18 protein-coding genes, 1 tRNA gene and 1 pseudogene are annotated in these 20,016 nt (G+C 52.0%); 4 read left to right on the top strand and 16 right to left on the bottom strand.

Going from position 1 to position 20,016, the window contains the following annotated elements; genetic code table 11:
* Positions 1 to 3: 3 nt before the first annotated feature.
* On the top strand, positions 4 to 720 hold the full coding sequence (locus ACP9M6_RS09220; RefSeq protein ID WP_427450457.1) for an SDR family NAD(P)-dependent oxidoreductase: 717 nt from the start codon (positions 4 to 6) through the stop codon (positions 718 to 720).
* On the opposite strand, the gene ACP9M6_RS09215 is transcribed toward ACP9M6_RS09220, so the two are convergent.
* The 12 genes and pseudogenes from ACP9M6_RS09215 to ACP9M6_RS09160 all read right to left on the bottom strand — a co-directional run bounded on the left by ACP9M6_RS09215 (position 717) and on the right by ACP9M6_RS09160 (position 14,256).
* A complete protein-coding gene (locus ACP9M6_RS09215; RefSeq protein ID WP_427450456.1) occupies positions 717 to 944 on the bottom strand; it encodes a helix-turn-helix transcriptional regulator in 228 nt (75 codons plus the stop codon). The genes ACP9M6_RS09220 and ACP9M6_RS09215 overlap by 4 nt on opposite strands.
* A complete protein-coding gene (locus ACP9M6_RS09210) occupies positions 944 to 1,423 on the bottom strand; it encodes a hypothetical protein (RefSeq protein WP_427450454.1) in 480 nt (159 codons plus the stop codon). The genes ACP9M6_RS09215 and ACP9M6_RS09210 overlap by 1 nt, the downstream gene beginning before the upstream one ends.
* A 68-nt stretch (positions 1,424 to 1,491) precedes the next feature.
* On the bottom strand, positions 1,492 to 1,968 hold the full coding sequence (locus ACP9M6_RS09205) for a hypothetical protein (RefSeq protein ID WP_427450453.1): 477 nt from the start codon (positions 1,966 to 1,968) through the stop codon (positions 1,492 to 1,494).
* A 69-nt stretch (positions 1,969 to 2,037) separates the two neighbouring features.
* Complete coding sequence (gene ahr, locus ACP9M6_RS09200; RefSeq protein WP_427450451.1) at positions 2,038 to 3,042, bottom strand: NADPH-dependent aldehyde reductase Ahr; 1,005 nt, start codon at positions 3,040 to 3,042, stop codon at positions 2,038 to 2,040.
* Positions 3,043 to 3,060: 18 nt separating this feature from the next.
* Positions 3,061 to 4,557, bottom strand: a complete 1,497-nt coding sequence (der, locus tag ACP9M6_RS09195; protein ID WP_427450449.1) for a ribosome biogenesis GTPase Der — start codon at positions 4,555 to 4,557, stop codon at positions 3,061 to 3,063.
* A complete protein-coding gene (locus tag ACP9M6_RS09190) occupies positions 4,557 to 6,005 on the bottom strand; it encodes a PQQ-binding-like beta-propeller repeat protein (protein WP_427450448.1) in 1,449 nt (482 codons plus the stop codon). The genes der and ACP9M6_RS09190 overlap by 1 nt, the downstream gene beginning before the upstream one ends.
* Positions 5,995 to 6,726 carry a tetratricopeptide repeat protein gene (locus ACP9M6_RS09185; protein WP_427450446.1) on the bottom strand — a complete coding sequence of 244 codons (732 nt, stop codon included), beginning with the start codon at positions 6,724 to 6,726 and terminating at the stop codon, positions 5,995 to 5,997. The genes ACP9M6_RS09190 and ACP9M6_RS09185 overlap by 11 nt, the downstream gene beginning before the upstream one ends.
* Before the next feature lie 99 nt (positions 6,727 to 6,825).
* Positions 6,826 to 7,653 carry a 3-methyl-2-oxobutanoate hydroxymethyltransferase gene (gene panB, locus ACP9M6_RS09180; protein ID WP_427450444.1) on the bottom strand — a complete coding sequence of 276 codons (828 nt, stop codon included), beginning with the start codon at positions 7,651 to 7,653 and terminating at the stop codon, positions 6,826 to 6,828.
* Between the two features lie 71 nt (positions 7,654 to 7,724).
* A complete protein-coding gene (locus ACP9M6_RS09175) occupies positions 7,725 to 9,605 on the bottom strand; it encodes a calcium-binding protein (protein WP_427450442.1) in 1,881 nt (626 codons plus the stop codon).
* A gap of 50 nt (positions 9,606 to 9,655) precedes the next feature.
* Entirely contained in the window at positions 9,656 to 11,764 is a 2,109-nt protein-coding gene (locus ACP9M6_RS09170) for a calcium-binding protein (RefSeq protein WP_427450440.1), read from the bottom strand.
* Positions 11,765 to 12,091: 327 nt separating this feature from the next.
* Positions 12,092 to 12,157, bottom strand: a pseudogene (locus tag ACP9M6_RS09165) (hypothetical protein); the annotation flags it as partial.
* A 419-nt stretch (positions 12,158 to 12,576) separates the two neighbouring features.
* Complete coding sequence (locus ACP9M6_RS09160) at positions 12,577 to 14,256, bottom strand: acyl-CoA dehydrogenase (RefSeq protein ID WP_427450438.1); 1,680 nt, start codon at positions 14,254 to 14,256, stop codon at positions 12,577 to 12,579.
* A gap of 191 nt (positions 14,257 to 14,447) precedes the next feature.
* On the opposite strand from ACP9M6_RS09160, the gene ACP9M6_RS09155 reads away from it, so the two are divergent.
* Positions 14,448 to 14,894, top strand: coding sequence for a c-type cytochrome (locus ACP9M6_RS09155; protein ID WP_427450437.1), 447 nt, complete (start codon positions 14,448 to 14,450; stop codon positions 14,892 to 14,894).
* Here the strand turns inward: ACP9M6_RS09155 and ACP9M6_RS09150 are convergent.
* Positions 14,891 to 15,664 carry a hypothetical protein gene (locus tag ACP9M6_RS09150; protein WP_427450435.1) on the bottom strand — a complete coding sequence of 258 codons (774 nt, stop codon included), beginning with the start codon at positions 15,662 to 15,664 and terminating at the stop codon, positions 14,891 to 14,893. The genes ACP9M6_RS09155 and ACP9M6_RS09150 overlap by 4 nt on opposite strands.
* A gap of 88 nt (positions 15,665 to 15,752) precedes the next feature.
* Here ACP9M6_RS09150 and ACP9M6_RS09145 point away from each other — a divergent pair, with 88 nt between their 5' ends.
* Complete coding sequence (locus ACP9M6_RS09145) at positions 15,753 to 16,535, top strand: NAD kinase (protein ID WP_427450434.1); 783 nt, start codon at positions 15,753 to 15,755, stop codon at positions 16,533 to 16,535.
* Here the strand turns inward: ACP9M6_RS09145 and ACP9M6_RS09140 are convergent.
* The 3 genes from ACP9M6_RS09140 to ACP9M6_RS09130 form a co-directional block, all read right to left on the bottom strand.
* Entirely contained in the window at positions 16,532 to 17,668 is a 1,137-nt protein-coding gene (locus tag ACP9M6_RS09140) for a DUF2336 domain-containing protein (protein WP_427450432.1), read from the bottom strand. The genes ACP9M6_RS09145 and ACP9M6_RS09140 overlap by 4 nt on opposite strands.
* 81 nt (positions 17,669 to 17,749) lie before the next feature.
* Positions 17,750 to 17,826, bottom strand: a tRNA-His gene (locus ACP9M6_RS09135).
* Between the two features lie 82 nt (positions 17,827 to 17,908).
* A complete protein-coding gene (locus ACP9M6_RS09130) occupies positions 17,909 to 18,820 on the bottom strand; it encodes a M48 family metallopeptidase (RefSeq protein ID WP_427450430.1) in 912 nt (303 codons plus the stop codon).
* A gap of 271 nt (positions 18,821 to 19,091) precedes the next feature.
* Here ACP9M6_RS09130 and phhA point away from each other — a divergent pair, with 271 nt between their 5' ends.
* Positions 19,092 to 19,931, top strand: a complete 840-nt coding sequence (phhA, locus tag ACP9M6_RS09125) for a phenylalanine 4-monooxygenase (RefSeq protein WP_427450428.1) — start codon at positions 19,092 to 19,094, stop codon at positions 19,929 to 19,931.
* The last annotated feature ends 85 nt before the right edge of the window (positions 19,932 to 20,016 follow it).

Genomic DNA, 20,016 nt, shown 5'->3' with positions numbered 1-20,016 from the left:
ATAATGTCAAAACATGATGGACGTATCTACCTCGTCACTGGGGCCTCTCGCGGTATTGGCTACGCCACAGCCTTGCGCCTTGCGGCCCAAGGCGGACATGTCATCGCGACGGCGCGCACACAGGGCGGGCTCGAAGATCTGGACGACGCTATCAAAGCGGTGGGCGGGCAATGCACGCTCGTTCCGATGGATATCAAAGATTTCGACGGCATCGACCGTCTCGGCAAAGTCATACACGAACGCTATGGCCGCTTGGACGGGCTCTTCGCCAATGCTGCCATGCTGGGTGATATCGTACTCCTGCCGCATACATCCCCGACGATTTTTGAAAATGTAATGTCCATCAACGTCACAGCGAATTTCCGCCTGCTCCGTTCAATGGACGGCTTGCTGCGCGAGTCGGATGCAGGACGCGTTGTCTTTGTGACCTCTTCCGTCGCGCAAAGCCACCGCGCCTATTGGGGCGCTTACGCGGCTTCGAAAGCTGCGCTGGAAGCAATGTCCAATATTTACGCCGAGGAAGTTGCGATCACAAAGATCAAGGTTAACCTCCTGGATCCCGGCGGAACGCGCACAGCGATGCGCGCGAAAGCCATGCCCGGCGAAGACCCCAAAAACCTCCCCTCCCCCGATGACGTTGCGAAACTGGCCGAAGAAATGTTGAGTGCAGAATATGGCGAAACACGCGGCCTCGTCAAATTTCGGGACTGGTCGGCCTAATCCCAATCCGGCGCAAAGACGAAGAGTTCGTCAATCCGCTCTTCCAACACATGCGCAATCCGAAATGCCAATTCTAGCGAGGGCGCATATTTCTGTGCCTCGACAGCGATAATTGTTTGCCGCGTCGCCCCGACGCGCTCGGCAAGTGCAGCTTGTGACAAATCAGTACGGGCCAACCTGACCCGCTTGATATGATTGGTGATGGTTGTTTTCTTACCGCCCATTACACCTGCTCACGAGAGATTAGCGGCGCCCCTATCCGTCTATATTTAATGGCTAAAACGCACGCGAAAATAAATTGTGCGGCCAAAATCGCAATCAACACAGAATGGAAAAGCATATCCCCGGATTGGTGGGCGACATAGGAAATCAAAGTCGACGCCGTTAGTATAAACAATGTCCAGAAGGCAACCGCACCGCCCTCGGCTCGGATTTTTTTGTCCCGCTCATCAGCGGGATCATTCGCCGTGCGATTGAAAATGATGGCGGTCGGGATAATGAGAAGGATTGTAAAAATGGTCGTACAAACGCCCACAATAATTAGTCCGGCCACAGCCGGAAGACCTGCTTCATTCATCACATCTGGACCACTGAAAACCTCTTTGGAATAGATGGCGATCACAAGAATGTTCACAATCATAAACACCCAAGCCTGCGCCTCTTTGTATGATAGCGCGGTCACGAACTTCTTTAAAGCTGACATAAGAGACTCCGTGTAATTCTGTGTTAATATTGAATTTTAACTGCTGATCTACTCTGGCACGGGTGCACCTAACGACCATATCCGTAAATCATGACGCCATGTTTCACGAGGTCCGCAATGTAACTAAAGACGATGAGGAAGAATATGATTTGAACCGGTGTTTCAAAAAGCACTGAAGGTTGAAATCCAATCTCAAAACTCGCACTCATAAGAATGCCAATCGTAATAATTCCGACACCTATCTGCAAAACGCGATAGCCCCAAAACGCGCCTCTGCGTTCGATTTCGATATCGCGCTCATCTCGTCCGTTTCCACCTTTTCTAGCAAGAAGATCGAAAATTCCGGCAATGACAACGTGAAGAATTACGGTCAAAACGACGAGGCCAAATATGATTCGCCCAAACTCGCCAATGTCATAACCAATCGGGTTGAGCGAGAGACCCACTGTCATCTTCTGCCAAAACCAAAGAAATACAGCACCATCCGCCAAAACGATAAGCCAAGCTTTCCGCTGGGTCGAACTCATATCTGAAATACGTGTCATCGTTCACTCCTATGTAAGATATGTTTTACATAGTGATGCAACGCGATAATGTCTAGTATTTTTTACATTTTAGGTTTTCAGCACCACCCGGTACCGCGCTTTTCCAGACTTCAGATGCGCAATCGCGTCATTCACGTCGGCCATGTCAAAAGTTTCGACCATGGGTTTAATGTCGTGACGGGCGCAGAATTCCAGCATTGTGGCGACTTCATGTGGGGCGCCTGTGTCTGACCCACCAACAGATTTACCCCCGCTAATGAGGCTGAAGGCGGGTACCCCCATCGGTTCGGGGGCAGCGCCAACTGTGATGAGCTGGCCGTTTGAGCGGAGTGTCGCCATATAGCTGGGCCAGTCCAGTGTTACATTCACAGTCGAAATGAGGAAGTCGAAATAGCCGCGCTGGGCCTTGAGCGCACCACGATCCCGGCTATTGACGACGCGATGCGCCCCCAGCGTTTTGAGCTCGTCCATTTTATCCTGAGAGCTTGTGAAAGCCGTGACTTCACATCCCCAAGCGTTCGCAAATTGCACAGCGAGATGACCTAGACCACCAATGCCGATCACGCCGACCCGGTCCGTAGGTTTCAGGCCAAAATTCACGAAAGGCGCAAAGACCGTGATGCCACCGCAAAAGAGTGGTCCAGCCGTGACGGGATCAATACCGTCCGGAATAGGCACAGCCCAAATATCCTGCACGCGAACGCGATCCGCAAACCCGCCGCGCGAGGCGATTGTAGTGACACCCGTATTGCAACGCTGCTGCGTCCCCGACAGGCAGGGCTGACACGTCTGGCAGCTTTTCGCGTTCCATCCCACACCGACCATCTGCCCGATATCGAGAGAGGTCACGGCATTGCCCTTCGCGCGGATTGTGCCGACGGCTTCGTGGCCGGGAACGATCGGATAGCGGCTCGCGCGCCAATCGTTATTAATCATGGACAGGTCAGAGTGACAGAGCCCGCACGCGACGACGTCTATTTCGACATCATTTGCGCCAAGCGGTCCCGGATCGTAAGAATAAGGTTCGAGTTTTCCGCCGGCCTCTCGCGCAGCATAGGCATTGATATCGGACATAGCGGATCCTTTAAAAAATCACCCTTTGTCGGGGCGGGGGTGTTTTTTGACTTTGCCCGCTTTTTCACGGCCTTTTTTCAATTTGCCGAGCGGTTCCATACCCTGTTTACGCACGGTCCGGTCATAGGGGTTGTCATCCGATTTAACATAAAGCCGGATCGGGATGCCCCAGAGGTCGAAATCCTCGCGCAGGCCATTCACGAGATAGCGGCTGTAACTCTCCGGCAGTTTCGTCGCGCGGGAACATTTGAGGACAAATGTTGGCGGACGTGTTTTGGTCTGGCTGATATATTTCGGCTTGATCCGACGCCCATTCACGGCGGGCGGCGGGTGGCGCACGACTTTCTCGCCGAGCCAGTCATTCAACTCGGATGTCTTGACCTTGACCGACCAATCAATCTGCACACGTTCAATGGCGGGTAGAAGACGGTCGACAGACTTTCCGGTCAGGCCGGAGAACATAACGACGGGAACACCTTTCAACTGCGGGAGCAGTCGCGCTGCGGTTTCGCGCAAAGCTTTCGACATCTCGGATTTATTCTCGACGAGGTCCCATTTGGTCACACCAATGACAAGCGCGCGCCCTTCCCGTTCGCAGAGATCTGCAATTTGGAGGTCCTGCTTATCAAAAGGCGAAGTCGCATCCATGAGGAGCACGACGACTTGCGCAAATTTAATCGCGCGGAGCGAGTCCTGCACGCTCATCTTTTCGAGCGTTTCCTGAACCTTAGCCCGCTTGCGCATACCCGCCGTATCGTGGAATTGCACGCGACGACCCTGCCAGACATAGTCGATTGTGATACTGTCGCGCGTCACGCCCGCTTCCGGACCGGTTAAGAGGCGATCCTGCCCGATGAGCGTGTTGATCAACGTGGACTTGCCCGCATTGGGCCGGCCCACAATCGCGATGCGTACGGGCGCTTCTGATGTATCAATAGGTTCCGGGTCAATCTCCAGCTTCACCCCACGCAAGGCCAAATCTATCTCATCATCTAAATCGACCATGCCGATATTATGTTCGGCCGCGACTTCCACGGGATCCCCCATACCCAGGGAGTAGCCCTCATTAATGCCCGCGTCGGCGGCACTGCTTTCGCACTTATTGGCGACGAGTACGATTGGCTTACCCGTTTTACGAACGAAATCCGCAAATATCCGGTCGAGTGGCGTAACGCCTTCGCGGGCATCATAGACGAAAAGGAGCACATCCGCGCTTCGCACGGCTTCCTCTGTCTGGGCCCGCATCCGGGCCTCAAGCTTGTCGCCTGTCGCGTTCTCAAATCCCGCCGTGTCCATTAGGGTCATATCGTGACCGCGCATGCGGGATTTTGTTTCACGGACATCCCGCGTTACACCCGGCGTATCATTGACAATGGCGAGTTTCTTGCCCGCCAATCGATTGAACAGCGTCGATTTGCCGACATTGGGGCGACCTATCACGGCAATACGGGCCGGACGTCTTAATTCGTCTGGTCCGTCTTCCTCATCCTCTTCGTAGCGACGCTTACGGGCCACTACTTGAGCGCAACAAGCTTAGCGTCATCTGTCAGAAGATAGACGGTTTCATTGGCGATGACGGGCGGAACGAAAATGGGGCTTTTAAGATCAAGTTCTTTCACGATACTGCCGGAGCGCGGATCGAGTGTCACGACATTCCCGCGTGAACTGGCAACCACAAGACGGTTACCCGCGAGGATGGGGCCAATCCAGACCGTCCGTTCTTTACGCTTTTCAAGATTTTTGAAGTTCTCGAGCTGCTGCAACCAAATCACCGAGCCATCCAGCTTTGACATCGCCGCGACTTGACCATCCGTTGTGACCGTAAAAATGAGGTCAGCCGTGATCAACGGAATGCCGAGCGTTCCCGCAGGCTGTGACCACACACGCTGTCCGGTGCGCAAGTCGAAAGCCGTCATCACGCCGCTTTGCGCAGAGGCAACCACATAACCGTCTGCAACGGCGGGACCACCCGCAATATCATTGAGGGAAGCAAGTGGTGTCAGGCGGGCCGAGGAGGACAGCGAATCTTGCCAAAGCACACCGCCATTTTGCACACGCAGCGCGACCAATTCACCTGAGGAGAACGGAGCGAGCACAACATCATCTTTTACGGCGGCCGCAGGTGATGTGAGCATACGCGCCGTCTCAATAATGCCCTGATAGGACCAGAGGACCTCACCCGTGTTTGAATTCAGGGCGAAAAGCTCATTGTCATCAGAGGCTACAAAAACGCGACCATTGCTAACGGTTGGCGCAGAATTCAGCGGCACACGTGTTTGACGCGCCCAGACAAGCGCGCCCGTTGTGGCGTCTAGCGCGACGACTTTACCAAGACCGGAGGAAACAAAAATCTTTCCATCGGCAAAGGCGAGACCGCCGCCGACACCTTCTCTATCGCTGCCATCGCCATCCGTGAAGGTCAGCGGGTCTTTTATCCGGTCAATGAAGGACGTTTTGCCTTCACGGGTTGACTGACGCTCAACAGCTTCGACCTTAAATTCCCAAAGACGATCTTGTGTGGCCTCATTAAAGGCCCTTACGTTATATTGCGCATCCACGGTATAAATGACGCCATTGGCCACGATTGGCGGGGCGGTAATACGTCCCTTGCGGCCTGAACCTTCGCCAATATCAATTGTCCACGCGCGTTCCAGTGGGCCGGAGGCACCTGTATGCTGGACAACATGTTCAACGTTACCGCCCACTTGCGGCCAGTCCGTGTTCACATAGGGCTCGGGAATGAAGAGATTTTCCGGTGCTGTTGCGGCTGCAACCGTCAATGTTTCGGACAGTTCGAGAATTGAAATTCGCTCAGAATCGCCCGCAACTTCGCCCTGTTCAGCGCGAATTTCAGCATCCGTTTTATCAAAAGGATTTACCGCATCGACAGCACCACCGAGAATGGCACAGCCAGAGAGGAGCCAAGACGCACCGAACGCCAGAAGAATGGTCTTAGTCTTCATCGGTCGCATCCGTCTCAGTTGGTTCCGTGGGTTCATCCGTTGGCGTATTTAAAACGGGCTCAGGCGCATTGATCACAGATTCTGCATTCATCAATGCTATGGACTGTTCTGCCCGCTGTTTCACCGTTTGCGGAACACCGGGAATGGCGGTGAGATAAGCAAATTGTTCTCGCGCTGCAGATTCGTTTCCGGACTGTTGTTGAGCAAAACCCAGAAGTTCACGTGCCAAAAACTCATAAGGCGCGTTTTCTTCGATAAGCGGCGTCATACGGGTCACGACATCGGAATAAGCCCCCTGATCCGCCAAGAGATAAGCCGACTTTAATTGCGCCAGTTGTTTGTGGCGGGGTGTGGAAAATTTCGCGGCCGCTTGATCAAAATATAGGATCGCACTTGCAAGATCACCTTGCTCATGGCGAATGGCCGCTGCGCGCATCAGGGACAACCCTGCATAGCCTTCCGGTCCGGTTTCGCCCAGCGCGATAAATTGCTCTGTCGCATCGTTGAGGTCACCCGCCTCCAAAGCCGTGTCAGCTGCAGTGTAGACGGCCGCGACTTTTTGCGCGGATTTATCCTGCGCATATTCCTGCCATTCCAAGAAGGCCGCACCCGCGACAATGAGGAAAAGGATGACACCGATGATGGGGCCATATTTTTTGAGCAGGCGGTTATAGTCATCCTTACGGAGTTCCTCTTCCACCTCATTAATGAAATCGACCACAGTCAGGTCCCTGAATCATGACGGCCAAAGGCCTGAGAATTTCGCGGAACCTAGCCCCGCATTAGGTGCGACACAACCGCTAACGGCATTACGGATTCCTCAGGAATCAAATGATTTGAAACGGTAGAGATTCGCCTCTGTCGGGAAGGTGCGGTCTTTCACATCCGCTGCATATTGCGCCACAGCGTCCCGCGTGGCGTCCAGTTGCGCCCCATATTTCTTGACGAATTTCGGTACGCGGGCAAATTGCCCCAACATGTCGGGAGTCACAAGGATTTGCCCGTCACATTTGGCGGACGCCCCAATCCCAATCGTTGGGATAGAAACGGCGTCGGTTACGATATTGGCGAGCTCTTCCGAAACACCTTCCACCACGACCGCAAACGCGCCAGCCTCTGCGGCGGCATTAGCATTCGCGACGATTTCATCTGCGACGGCGGCATTGCGGCCTCGCGCTTTAAACCCGCCCAAGACATGCATGCTCTGCGGTCGAAGACCAACATGGGCCATGACGGGAATGCCGCGCTCGACCAGATAGGCGATGGTCTCAGCAGCATAAGACCCGCTCTCAATCTTCACGGCTTGGCACCCCGTTTCCATCATCACGCGGGAGGCATTGCGAAAAGCCGTTTGTACGCTGTCTTCATAAGACCCGAAAGGCAGATCCACGACGACCAGCGCCCGGTGCGCCCCGCGCATCACGGCTTGTCCGTGCAAAATCATCATATCCAGCGTCACGCCAACAGTAGACGTCAATCCATGCACAACCATACCAACAGAATCACCGACGAGGAGGAGATCACAATGCTCATCGAGCACCGCAGCCGTCGGCGCATCATAGGCCGTCAGACAGACGATAGGCTCCCCCCCTTTACGCGCCGTGATCTGCGGGGCGGTGATACGGCGGATTGACGTTTGAGCAGACATGGAACCTCCGAGACGAATTGCAATGAAACTAGGCGATTAGCCCTGCCCGTTTCAAACACTATCTAGGGATTTTAAATCCAAAGGCTAGCATCAACCATTTCAATATCTGCAAGGCCTTGAAGCCAAATATCAATATTCATGGTTTCTGGCTCCGCGAGCACCATATCCATCGCCTCAGACCAAGAGACCTCCTGCAGAACAGTCAGGTCATCAAAATCAGAAACCGCATTGAAATCTGTGCGTCCAAGAGTAGCGGTATCGATAATTACATCGGAAAATCGGATAGACTCAATTGCGATTAGAGTATCAATATTTCCGTCCTCATCTACGACTTCAACTTGTCCACGCGCGTTGATTTGAAGCGTGAAATTGGCAATTTCTTCAAGGTAATTGACCGTATCCGTTCCGGCACCCCCCAGATAATAATCATTCGCATCATCGGACGGAAAAACGCCGATGAAATCATTGCCGTCTCCACCCCGAATAACGTCATTTCCACCCCAATCATAAATTACATCACGGCCCGCACCACCATTTACAAAGTCCCTGACAGCATCACGACCCGCGTCAATGAAATCATCGCCGTCACCTCCGTTCAAAGTGTCTGTACCATTTCCGCCATATAGAGAATCATCGCCTAGCCCGCCTTCAAGCCGATCACGTCCTTCTCCGCCATTTAGACTGTCATTACCCGCACCGCCCGAAAGGACATCATCACCGGCAAACCCTTGAACAATATCTGCAAGTGATGACCCGTCAAAAACGTCATCTCCATCCGTCAAATCCGTGTAAATCGGTAGCGGTTGTGACAGGTCGATATCTAAGTCCGAGAAAGATATCGTTTCAACCTGTATCAAAATATCGACATTGCCGCGACTGTCCCGGACTTCGACTTGGCCGCGCGCATTTTGACTGACTTGATAATCGGCGGAGTCACCAGAGACATAGCTCACCCGGTCCGTTCCCAACCCGCCAATATAGTAATCATTCGCATCGTCAGAACTGAACACAGCAATAAAATCATCGCCCGCCCCACCTCGAATGACGTCATTACCACCCCAATCGTAAATCGTGTCGCGTCCAGCACCGCCATCTACAAAATCACGAACGGCATCTCGGCCTGCATCGATGAAATCATCACCGTTGCCGCCATCCAAAATATCCGTGTCATTGCCGCCGAAAAGCGCATCGTCACCGTCGCCTCCATAAAGGCTATCTCGACCTGCTCCGCCATTCAAACTGTCATCGCCCGCATCCCCCGAGAGCGTATCCCTCCCGTCGAAACCCTGAACAATATCTGCGGAGGATGTGCCTTCAAATATATCATCCCCATCCGTCAAATCCGTGTAGACAGGCAGCGGTAGGGACAAATCAATATCTAAATCAGAGAAAGATATCGTTTCAATCTGGAGCAAGATATCGACATTCCCACGACTATCCTGAACTTCGACTTGGCCACGTTCATTTCGGCTGACACGGAAGTCAGACGACTCTCCAGAGACATAACTGACGCGGTCCTCGCCCTCTCCGCCAATATAATAATCATTGGCATCGTCAGAGCTAAATACAGCGATAAAATCATCGCCGTCGCCACCTCGAATGACGTCATTCCCGCCCCAATCGTAAATCGTATCGCGTCCAGCACCGCCATCTACAAAATCACGAACGGCATCGCGACCTGCGTCAATGAAGTCATTCCCATCGCCCCCATTAATCGTGTCGGTGCCGTCCTCGCCATAAAGACTGTCATTCCCGCCAAAGCCATTTATGACGTCACGCCCAGCGCCGCCGCGGATCGTATCACCCTGTTCGGACCCGTCTAAACTCTCATTCCCGTCTCCCCCTTGGAGCGTGATTGAGAGTCCAGGATCATCAAGAATTTGTTCTAGATCAAAATAGCTCTGCTGCCACTTTCCTTGATAGAACTCATGAAGCGTCAATACATTAAACATAGTTACCCTCATAACCCGTAAATCTTAGAAAATTTAGCCTCGCAAAAGCCCTAAAGCCAAATATCAAATTCTGGTACCTCCAAATCAATGAGTATGTCCTCCAGCGCATCGATATCGAACGCCTCTGTCGCGGTCCGAGATATGTTTCCTGCATTTGCCCAAACGGAATTTGACTGCAATGAAAGATCTTCGAAATCGGTGAGTGTTGGGGACTCTTCAAGATCATTATATGCAATCTCTAATGCGGGGCTTTCCAAGCCCAATTCATCTTCTGCGAGCTTATCCAAAATATCCTGAACGAAGATCGTCGCATTATCAAATTTCAGGACTTCAACCGAAGACACAATCGCCCTCACGTCCGCACGCTCGAAAATGACCAAATTTCCATTTTCCCTGACTTCGAAACTATAAACGCTGTCGAAATATCTATCGCCGTCAAATTCCAGAACATCATATCCGTCGCCACCCACGATACGTTTTGTGAGAGTCTGACCGAATTCATCTATGATAAAAAGATCATCTCCGTCTCCGCCAAACGCTTTGACGATGAAATTTGTCGAAATATAAATTGTATCATCACCATTACCACCAAAAGCATTCCCGCTTTCGCCGACATCAAGATAGTCATCTCCCTCTCCGCCGCGCAGTGCATTATTGCCTGTCCCGCCCAACAGATAATCATTTCCGTCACCGCCCGTTATGGAATCATTTCCACCACCGCCATTTATGAAGTCATTACCATCACGCCCGAGAATACGTTGCCCTGCACTTGATCCGGAAAATATGAGTTCGGAGTCATTTGAACCGGAGACACGACCAAAGGCGTCAATAGCTGCACCGAATTTTGGCAAGCCGTTCGTCATATCAATCGTGAAATCATCGAAGGCAATCTGCTCAATATTCTCCAATAGGGTCACTCCCTTCCTCCCGAGGGAAAGCGATATAACGCCAGTCGATGCATCTTGGGAAAATGACTCCATCTCAAAAATACTGACTCTCTGAAATTCGACAGTGTCGAAACCTTCGCCACCGTCGTAAGAGTCGGACGTTGGCGTATCTAGACGCGTCAAAGCGACGATTGTATCGTCCCCTGCGCCGCCTGAGACAATATCTGTCCCGTATCGGTTGGTCAGAATGATATCGTCTCCACTTCCCGCAAATACGGTGTCCGTTGCGTCTTCGCTAAATGATGCACCGCGTGTGGTGTTGATTGTATCGTTCCCGTCTCCTCCATAAAGTGTATCATTTCCGCGGCCGCCTTCGATGTAATCCGATCCGCCGAGGCCGTAGATAACATCGTCGCCATTAAATCCCTGTATGATGTCAACGCCTTCTGTCCCGCTATAATTATCAACATCGACCCGGCTGTCGGTAAGAGCCGTGATCGTGGGAGACCCCTCCCTTAAATCTATCGTGAAATCTCTAAATTGAACAAATTCAACATCAATTAGGATATCTGTATCACCACGCGCCCAATCCAAAATAAAACTGCCGTCCCCCTGTTCGGTGATGGAGGCAACAAGGTCATCTTTGACGCTCTTCCTGCGTGTCCCATTTGCAATGATGAATGTATCAAGACCAACACCCCCGTCCATGATGGTCAATCCACCGCGATCCCCAAAAAAGGTGAGATCAAACGTATCATCTCCCTCCCCGCCGATCACCGTCGAAGGGCCACCCCGCAAATAGATGAGATCATTTCCAGCTCCGCCATCCGCTAACGCATCGGCGGGATCGGATCTTGGCGCGGCCTCTATAAATATCGTGTCATCCCCATCGCCGCCATAAGCACGGCCACCGACATTAGGAATAAGCCAGTCATTCCCAGCACCGCCGAAAATCTCAATTCCTCTCGAAATTCTATCGTGACCCTCACCGCCATAGACTTGTAACGTGGACGCATTTGAGATCACCTCATCATTCCCGCCATTGGCAAAAATAATATTCCGAAAACCCGTATCTGTGATGACGTCACGGCGTTCAGTGCCCTGTAAAGTTTCGTTTCTGCCGTTGAACTCTATAGTTATTTCAGATTGAGGCGGGGCTATGGAGACGGGATCAACCGATAAAGCTTGGCGATTGTAGTTCAACAATACGGACTCTAATTCCAGTCCTTCAAATGGTGAAACCAGCGGATTGAGATCGTAAATTTGATACATGAGTTTCACTTTTCTGATGAGAGGCCGATAAAAATTTTCACAGGCGTTCTATCTTATCGCCCCCAAAACTTCATTCAAATCAGCCGATGGTTTATACCCAAATATCAAAGTCCGGCATTTCAAAGTCGTCAAATTCCGAAGCTAAGACGTCGAGACCAATTATTTCCGTAGTCATGCGAGATAGATTTTCAACATTAGCCCAGACAGATCTTGCTTCCGATGAAACATCTTCAAAATCAGATACTGATAAAGACGTACCACCTGTCAGAGTGTTTATCAAATCTTGAAAATTCGAAGTCCTATTAAAGAAGCTGACGAATTCAACAATTACAATTGTATCCCATAAATGAAATCATTGCCATCGCCGCCAGACAGGAAATTGTCTCCGCTGCCACTTTAAATAATATCTACGCCACTACCACCCCGTAATGTGTCTGCGCCGGCTCCACCGAAAATCTCGTCGGTTCCGTCCTGTCCAAATATAACATCATCCCCGACTCCGCCCTCAGTAAAATCACCGCTTTCAGAGCCACGTAAAAGATCATTACTGAACTAACCAACAATGAAGTCTGGCCGGCGTGTCACGATAATTGTCAAAGAGGACTAAATATCAGGAAAATCAATATTGAGCGAGGTGCCAAAAAATCCCGTCCATAGCTGTAAGGTGAAACTAATCAAGATACGGAATTAAGCATTTAGACCTCGCTTATAGAGCTATGTAATTACAGTCCCTTGCGCATGAGGATTGAAAGAAATTCACACTTCACAAGTTGGTATATTACGAATTTCTAATACGAGCTCTGATGGGTCGCTTACAGATCCGCCAACTGCCCGACCGGGAATTCAAACACATACTCTGCGCCCGCCCGAATAAAGTCGAGTTGAGCTGCCGCGCGCGGCATCACGGAAAGTGCGTGATATCGGGCAAGGCTCGCCATATTTGCCGATAACGCATCACCTGCAGTCAAACCGTTTGCGACGGCTTTGATCAATAATGAGCCCGATAGGACATTGGCGCAAAGCGTCAGATAAGGTGTCGCAACGGAGAGTGCGTCTTCTTCCTTCGCATTCAGCAATATATCTGTCGCCGTCGACAAGGTTTCAATCCCCGTAGACAGAGCACGAACACAGACCTGCAAGTCCGCCTCGCCTGTGCCAGAACTCTCCCTTGCGAGGGTTTCAATCTCTCTCAAATCAGAGATCAACGCGCGCATTTCCTCACCCCCATCCCGGCGGAGTTTGCGTCCGACGAGGTCAATAGCTTGGATACCATTTGTACCTTCATAAATCGGTGCAATGCGGGAGTCGCGCAAGTGCTGTGCCGCCCCTGTTTCTTCGACAAAGCCCATCCCGCCATGGACTTGCACGCCGATTGAGGCCACATCGACACCAAGGTCGGAGCCATAGGATTTCGTGATTGGTGTGAGCAGGCCTTCGCGCGCATGGTCGCCCATATCCGCGGCTGCCGCCGTCGCCATGGCAATAGCCCGTGCGCCCATGAGACGGGATTTCATATCGATGAGCATGCGGCGAACATCAGGATGATGCACAATCGAGGCCCCTTTTTCCTGTCCCGGAGGCGTTCCCTGCACGCGGTCATGCGCATATTGTAGAGCGGCTTGATAGGCGCGTTCGCCGATGGCTACGCCCTGCACTCCCACAAAAAGACGCGCTTCATTCATCATTGTGAACATACAGGCGAGCCCCCGGTTCACGTCACCGACGAGCCAGCCTTTGGCTTTATTAAATTCCATGACGCAGGTTGGACTGCCGTGAATACCGAGCTTGTGTTCTAACCCGATGGGGTAGAAATCATTGCGCTCCCCGAGGCTGCCATCCTCATTCACGAAATTTTTTGGGCAGATAAACAGGCTTATCCCACGGGATCCTTCCGGACTGTCAGGCAGTCGCGCGAGGACAAGATGGATGATGTTATCCGCACAATCATGATCACCCCATGTGATGTAAATCTTCTGACCTGTGATGGAGTAAGTCCCGTCGCCATTATCTTCAGCTTTCGTGCGGACAGGTCCGAGGTCGGAGCCCGCCTGCGGCTCGGTCAGGCACATCGCGCCCGTCCACTCACCCGTCACCATTTTCGGAATATACATATCTTTGAGAGCGTCAGAGGCATGAGCCTCGATCGCTTTTGTCGCAGAACTCGTCAGCATTGGGCACAGGCCGAGGGCCATATTCGCCGCATAGATCATTTCATTCGTCGCAACAGACACGACCGACGGCAGGCCCATGCCGCCAATTTCCGGTTTCATGGCCAAGCTCTGCCAACCAGATTCGACAAAGGCTTGATAAGCTTCTTTGAACCCGGGTGAGGCTGTCACGTCTTTACCATTAAGCTGTGCCGGGTTCTGATCCCCTGCCCAATTGGTCGGGGCCACCACGTCACGTGCAAAGACGGCTGCCCCGTTGAGAACGTCGCCAATCAACTCATCATTGGTTTCTGCAAATTCAGGCATGGCCAGAATTTTGTCCATATCAACTCCGTGACGGAGGAGAAACTGCATAGCGTTGACGGGAGCTTGGAAAGTCATTTTGGCCTCACGAATTTTTCTTAGTTGATATGGCATGTCACCATGCAGATTTTAAGCGCCAAGATGACGCGTATCACATACGAAAATGCACAAAGCGGACTTGCGAAGGCTTATCGGATGAAGCACTAGAGCGTATGACCTTACTTCTACGCTTCGCCCTGCCCCTCGCACTTCTGACTACCGCCTGTTCGGGTTCCGATTCGACATCCACACCTCAAACGGCGTCCACGCCTGCAACTCCTGTTGTTACGACGCCTGTCACGGCCATGTCACTCGAAGAACGCGGTGCGAAAATCTATAAGCGCTGCCGTGCTTGCCACACATTGGATCAAGATGGCCGCAATAAAGTCGGGCCTAACCTCTGGGGAATTTACGGCGCGAAGGCCGGTGAAAAAGAAGGCTATGCCTATTCCAAAGCCATGCTGGCCAGCAATATTGTCTGGGACCAAGAGACGATGGATGCCTATCTGAAAAAGCCCGCGGAATATGTTAAAGGCACGAAGATGAGCTTCATTGGATTGAAGAAACAGGAAGATCGCGACGCCGTCCAAGCCTATATGCTTGCGGAAACAACGCCTTAATATTCGGTCCAAACGCCAATAATCAGGGCGCGCTCTTTGACGGCATTGCGTCCGTCTAATGTGAGTTTACCGCCCAATTGCGCATATCGCCCAGGTTTGAATTGATGGACGAGCGAGAGCTGGCCTGAAATCTGAGACCTAACCTGATCTCGACTGCCATCCGTGGCGAGGTTCTCAGTATAATCCGCAAAACCCTGCGCCATGACTGACCACCTGTCTGTTGGCTTATATCCCAGGGTCGTGGTCCCATGGATACTGTCGAATATACCGAGTGTATCCACACGAATGGCGACCTGCGTGTCGTGGAAAAAGTCCCCGATCAGGGTTTCTTTGCTTTGCCCCAAAAGAGCGCGAAACTCTACCGTATCACCATTGGACTGAACATCGGGAAAGCGGTTATCCAAACCACTATCGATGATGTAACTGGCGCGGATTGCTGCAGCCAAACCCTCTTTACGTTTGAACTGCCATTGCATGCCGAGTTCAATATCGTCCAAGCCCTGATAGGTGATACGGCTCAAATCATCGCGGTAATCGAGGTCTTGATAAGCGGTGTTACCCACAAATGTGAGCTTTTTCGTCAGGCCGGATTCAATCCAAATGCGCGTTTCACTCTTTGTGTATCCCAAAAAATCAACACGAACGGTATCATCCTGAAACAGATCATCGGCATGGAACCAGCCTGACGTCGTGATGATAAGCCCCTCGCCTGCCTTTTGATTCCACGCGCCAGCCTGGGCCGAGGGCGTGAACCAACCGACGCAAGTCATTGCAAATAATATTAAAAAGGCCACTCTCATCCTGTTGATAGGATTAGGCTTTGCCACGCGGCCCGGTCAAATATAAAGCAATAAAATTATGGGACAAGAAACCTACCGAAAACTCGCCTTTGTCGCCTCCGCGCGACCCGAAGCACAGACTGCGCTAGCAGCTGTAATTGCGAAATACGGCAATGTTGATGCCGCTGAGGCGGATGCGATCATTCCATTAGGCGGGGATGGTTTCATGCTGGAAACACTCCGACGCTACCTTCCGCTCGTCCAGCGGGGGCTTCCTGTTTATGGCATGAACCAAGGGACCGTCGGGTTTTTGATGAATGGTTTTGTCATTGAGGGCCTGCATGAGCGACTGGACCAGTCAACACAAACCGAAGTTCACCCCCTAAAGATGACGGCGCAAGCCGCAGGTGGGCAGGTCACGGATACAGCCTTCAACGAAGTCTCTCTTTTTCGTCAATCCCAACAGGCCGCCCATATCAAGATTAGCGTCGATGGGCGCGAACGGCTGGGAAAACTGATTGCGGATGGCGTGATGTTGTCCACACCGGTGGGATCGACCGCCTATAATCTCTCGGCCCACGGCCCCGTCATTCCTATTGGCTCAGACATTTTGGCCCTCACGCCGATCAGCGCATTTCGTCCTCGACGGTGGAGGGGGGCCCTTCTCTCCGGTCATGCAAAGGTACGATTTGACGTTCTCGATCCCGTCAAGCGCCCCGTCTCTGCCTCTGCGGACAACTCAGACATCCGAGATGTCAGGTCGATCGAAATCGAACAGGACCGCGAAACGACTCTCACGCTACTCTTTGATGAGCAGCACGGGCTGGATGAGAAAATCCTGCAGGAGCAATTCGCGACCTAAGCCACGAGTCTCAATCCGGCATTTGAATCTAACAAATCCAGAAGATCGGACTCCATTTCATCGGTCAGGTCTAATTCAAGACTGATAAGGCGCTCGGCGATTTTACGTTGAAATTGCGCGCGGCTTAGCGCCGTATTCTCGCGTTCAACTGCCAGCCAAACATCTACACAAGCTGTGAAAAGGGCGACTTGACCAACATCAAAACGCGCTCTGATCGCGGCGGCTTTGGCCCCGATTCCATTTCCCGCGAGCACCAGAACACTCGTCTTTTCAAGCGTTTGCTGCGCCAGCAAAGACATCGCCGTCAAGACGAAGCGCATATCCCCGCGCCCGGCAGCCCGCAGAACAAGCCGCGGTGTCAGTTTCCCCGCCCGATCCAAGGACCGCGCATAATCTCGCAACCGATCCTGAGGCCAACTCTCCCCGATCACATATGATCTGGCCCGTTCGGCCATATCCCGCGAGACAAGCCCCGCCCGTTGGTCAGACATACCCGGGTAGGTTTTCAAATTGGCGTCAACTTTAGCCGCACTTTGATCAATTAGCTTTGCAATCACCTGCGGTGGGAAGTCTTCGCGAGAGAGAACCGCTTCACGAATGAGGTCATTATCTGAATGCAGCGTTCCGATCAGTTCTGCCGTTTCCGGCGAGATCAACGCCCCGTCATTCGCCGCGAGACGCGCCGTTGCTGCACTATCCCCAAAGCTGACAATGGCATGACTGATATGGAGGCTGAGTGTTTTTCGCTGTGCAATCGCCCTGACCTTCTCGGCGGCTTTTGATTTTAAAACGGACCTCAAATCCGCATCCGTCAGAACGGGCGAACTGGACAAGATTGGAACAGCAATCGAATCAATATCGGCGATTAACTGACGCGCAAGATGCGGTGGTAGGTGCGGAGAGCTCCGCAATGTAACCGCCAGCGCGCGGCGCACGAGGTCGGACACATCCTTACAAATACGGTCCATGAGTGTCGTTGCAAAAGCAAGGTCAGGCTCAGAGAGACTGGCATCCCGAATATCGCGCCCGATTTTCTGCACCGCATTGGCCCGACGTTCCGCCGTTTCCCCCTTTAAGGCCTGACGAATTGTCCCTCTTCCCAATCTATCAATAATGCTTGGAGACACAGCCATAAGAAAACCCGCTTAACGTTAATCCATCTTGTGACGGAACGTCGTTAATTGCGGGTTAGCAAGCCTCAAATTTTGGGGAGATGGTACCGCCTCTTGGTCTCGAACCAAGGACCTCTGGTTCCACAAACCAGCGCTCTAACCAACTGAGCTAAGGCGGCATCCTAATCAGAAGTGGCCGATTACGGCAGACGGGAAAAAGGTGCAACCCTTTTCCCGCGTCAAACTGCATATCTTAATACGCTAGGTATTAATGTTGCGGAATCCTTGCGACCCCATTTTCTCTTGGCGTGTGATATAATCGGCCAAGTTCTGCGCGCGCCAGGCCGGGTCGGGATGCGTTGAGAGGAAAGTCGGTTGACGCGATGGTGAATTGGCCGCCATTTTCTCCCAAAGCCCAACAGAAGCCCGCGTGTCATATCCCGCACGATACATATAATTTGCACCCAAAAGATCAGATTCCGCTTCATGACGACGTGAATAAGGGAGTACCACGCCCAATAATGTGCCTAAGCCAAGGGCTTGTTGCAAACGCGCTGTGTTCTGACTTGCCGTTCTGAGACAGCTATTGCGTTGATTGGCCGGTACGCGGTCACATTTTTTTGACATTTGCGATCCGCCCAAAACGGTCCCGCCAACAACAGCTAATTGAGATACCATTTGCAGGGACATCCGTTCCTGCGCGTGCTTTCCAGAAACGTGCCCGACTTCATGCCCCATGATCCCTGCAATCGCATCGTCTGACTCCGCAAAATCCATCATGCCCTTGTAAAACCCGACACGATTACCCGGCATAACGAAAGCATTTTTCGTATCCGTATCGAAAACGGCATAATCCCAAGCCTGATCACCGCGACCGGCCCCGCGAGAAATACGATTACCGATATTTCGCAAACGCGAGGTATAGCGCGGGTCGTTGGATGTCGGGATTTTTGCCTTCATCTCGGCCCAACTTGAGGCCGCGGCCTGTGAGAGGTTGCCCGGGGCCAAACCTACGAATTGCTTACGTCCTGTTTCAGGGTTGGTCGAACAGCTGGAGAGAGAGCCGCCAGCTGCAACAGCCCCACTTGCAGCGAGGGCCTGCAACATACGGCGGCGCGGCATAAATTTCTCATGAGGGGCTTCGGTTTCGCCTGTTGAATGATGGTCACACATAATCTGTCTCCGTGGCTTAACCGGACTGTCGTCAGCATCAGTATGACACCGGGACGTTCCAGAGTCCTGTCTCCTCTATTAACGCCTATTTATCATAAGCGTTCAATAGAATTTTCGGCTTAAATCTCGTGATTGGACCGAAACTTATGAGATTACATATAGATTTTTTTAATGACGCTTCGCTGAACAGGGGAATATCCACCTTCTAAAACGCGGCTTTGACAGGAGGATACGCAATGACATTGTGTAAACGGCCCCCTAAGTAACACGCATGAGCGATATTCAAATTGATGATCCGGTGATTGCGAAGCAAACCCCGAGGGCCGATTTCACGATTGATCAATGCTGGGACGAATATACAGCAGAGGAGCATGAGGTTTGGGACATCCTCTATCATCGTCAAATCGAAATTTTGGCGGATCGCGCAGCCCCCGTCTTCTTAGATGGTCTCAAGCGTTTAGAATTGAGCCGATCGGGTATACCTGATCTCGCGCGCCTGAATAAAGCCCTCAAAGCCCTGACGGGATGGGAAGTCGTAATGGTCCCTCACCTCGTCCCGGATGAGGTGTTTTTTGACCATCTTGCCAATCGTCGCTTTCCTGCGGGTCGTTTCATTCGCAAACGTAGTCAGCTGGATTACCTGCAAGAGCCGGATGTATTTCACGATATTTTTGGACATGTCCCGATGCTCGCCTATCCCGTCTTCGCTGATTATATGCAAGCCTATGGGCAGGGTGGCCTAAGGGCCGCAAAACTAGGGCGATTGAAAAATCTTGCGAGGCTTTATTGGTACACCGTCGAATTCGGGTTGATCCAAACAGAAGCGGGATTGCGGATCTACGGTGCTGGTATCGTCTCTTCTGCGGGAGAGAGTCGCTATGCCTTGGAAGATGAAAAACCGAACCGAATAGGCTTTGATCTCGAGCGCGTTATGCGAACGAATTATGAAATTGACGATTTTCAGAAGTCATATTTCGTGATTGAATCATACGAACAACTCTTCGAAGCCACACAGCAAGATTTTGGGCCGATCTACGCTCAGCTTGGAGAAGATGAGACAGCTTACACCTCTTCCGAGGTTCTGGCAAAAGACAACCTTCTAAAGCTCTGATTTATATAAGAAATTAGGCGACTGGGCGACTGGGCGACTGGGCGACTGGGCGACTGGGCGACTGGGCGACTGGGCGACTGGGCGA

Source organism: Litorimonas sp. WD9-15 (genome assembly GCF_050271975.1).
In the GTDB taxonomy this organism is placed as follows: Bacteria; Pseudomonadota; Alphaproteobacteria; order Caulobacterales; family Maricaulaceae; genus Litorimonas.
Note: the sequence above shows the minus strand (reverse complement) of the source record. Positions and strands in the feature narration are given on the sequence as shown.

Coding starts and splice junctions, on each gene's coding strand:
- ACP9M6_RS09220 (WP_427450457.1), top strand. CDS start 4: ATGTCAAAACATGATGGACGTATCTACCTCGTCACTGGGGCCTCTCGC.
- ACP9M6_RS09215 (WP_427450456.1), bottom strand. CDS start 944: ATGGGCGGTAAGAAAACAACCATCACCAATCATATCAAGCGGGTCAGG.
- ACP9M6_RS09210 (WP_427450454.1), bottom strand. CDS start 1,423: ATGTCAGCTTTAAAGAAGTTCGTGACCGCGCTATCATACAAAGAGGCG.
- ACP9M6_RS09205 (WP_427450453.1), bottom strand. CDS start 1,968: ATGACACGTATTTCAGATATGAGTTCGACCCAGCGGAAAGCTTGGCTT.
- ahr (WP_427450451.1), bottom strand. CDS start 3,042: ATGTCCGATATCAATGCCTATGCTGCGCGAGAGGCCGGCGGAAAACTC.
- ACP9M6_RS09190 (WP_427450448.1), bottom strand. CDS start 6,005: ATGAAGACTAAGACCATTCTTCTGGCGTTCGGTGCGTCTTGGCTCCTC.
- panB (WP_427450444.1), bottom strand. CDS start 7,653: ATGTCTGCTCAAACGTCAATCCGCCGTATCACCGCCCCGCAGATCACG.
- ACP9M6_RS09175 (WP_427450442.1), bottom strand. CDS start 9,605: ATGTTTAATGTATTGACGCTTCATGAGTTCTATCAAGGAAAGTGGCAG.
- ACP9M6_RS09170 (WP_427450440.1), bottom strand. CDS start 11,764: ATGTATCAAATTTACGATCTCAATCCGCTGGTTTCACCATTTGAAGGA.
- ACP9M6_RS09160 (WP_427450438.1), bottom strand. CDS start 14,256: ATGGACAAAATTCTGGCCATGCCTGAATTTGCAGAAACCAATGATGAG.
- ACP9M6_RS09155 (WP_427450437.1), top strand. CDS start 14,448: ATGACCTTACTTCTACGCTTCGCCCTGCCCCTCGCACTTCTGACTACC.
- ACP9M6_RS09150 (WP_427450435.1), bottom strand. CDS start 15,664: ATGACTTGCGTCGGTTGGTTCACGCCCTCGGCCCAGGCTGGCGCGTGG.
- ACP9M6_RS09145 (WP_427450434.1), top strand. CDS start 15,753: ATGGGACAAGAAACCTACCGAAAACTCGCCTTTGTCGCCTCCGCGCGA.
- ACP9M6_RS09140 (WP_427450432.1), bottom strand. CDS start 17,668: ATGGCTGTGTCTCCAAGCATTATTGATAGATTGGGAAGAGGGACAATT.
- ACP9M6_RS09130 (WP_427450430.1), bottom strand. CDS start 18,820: ATGTGTGACCATCATTCAACAGGCGAAACCGAAGCCCCTCATGAGAAA.
- phhA (WP_427450428.1), top strand. CDS start 19,092: ATGAGCGATATTCAAATTGATGATCCGGTGATTGCGAAGCAAACCCCG.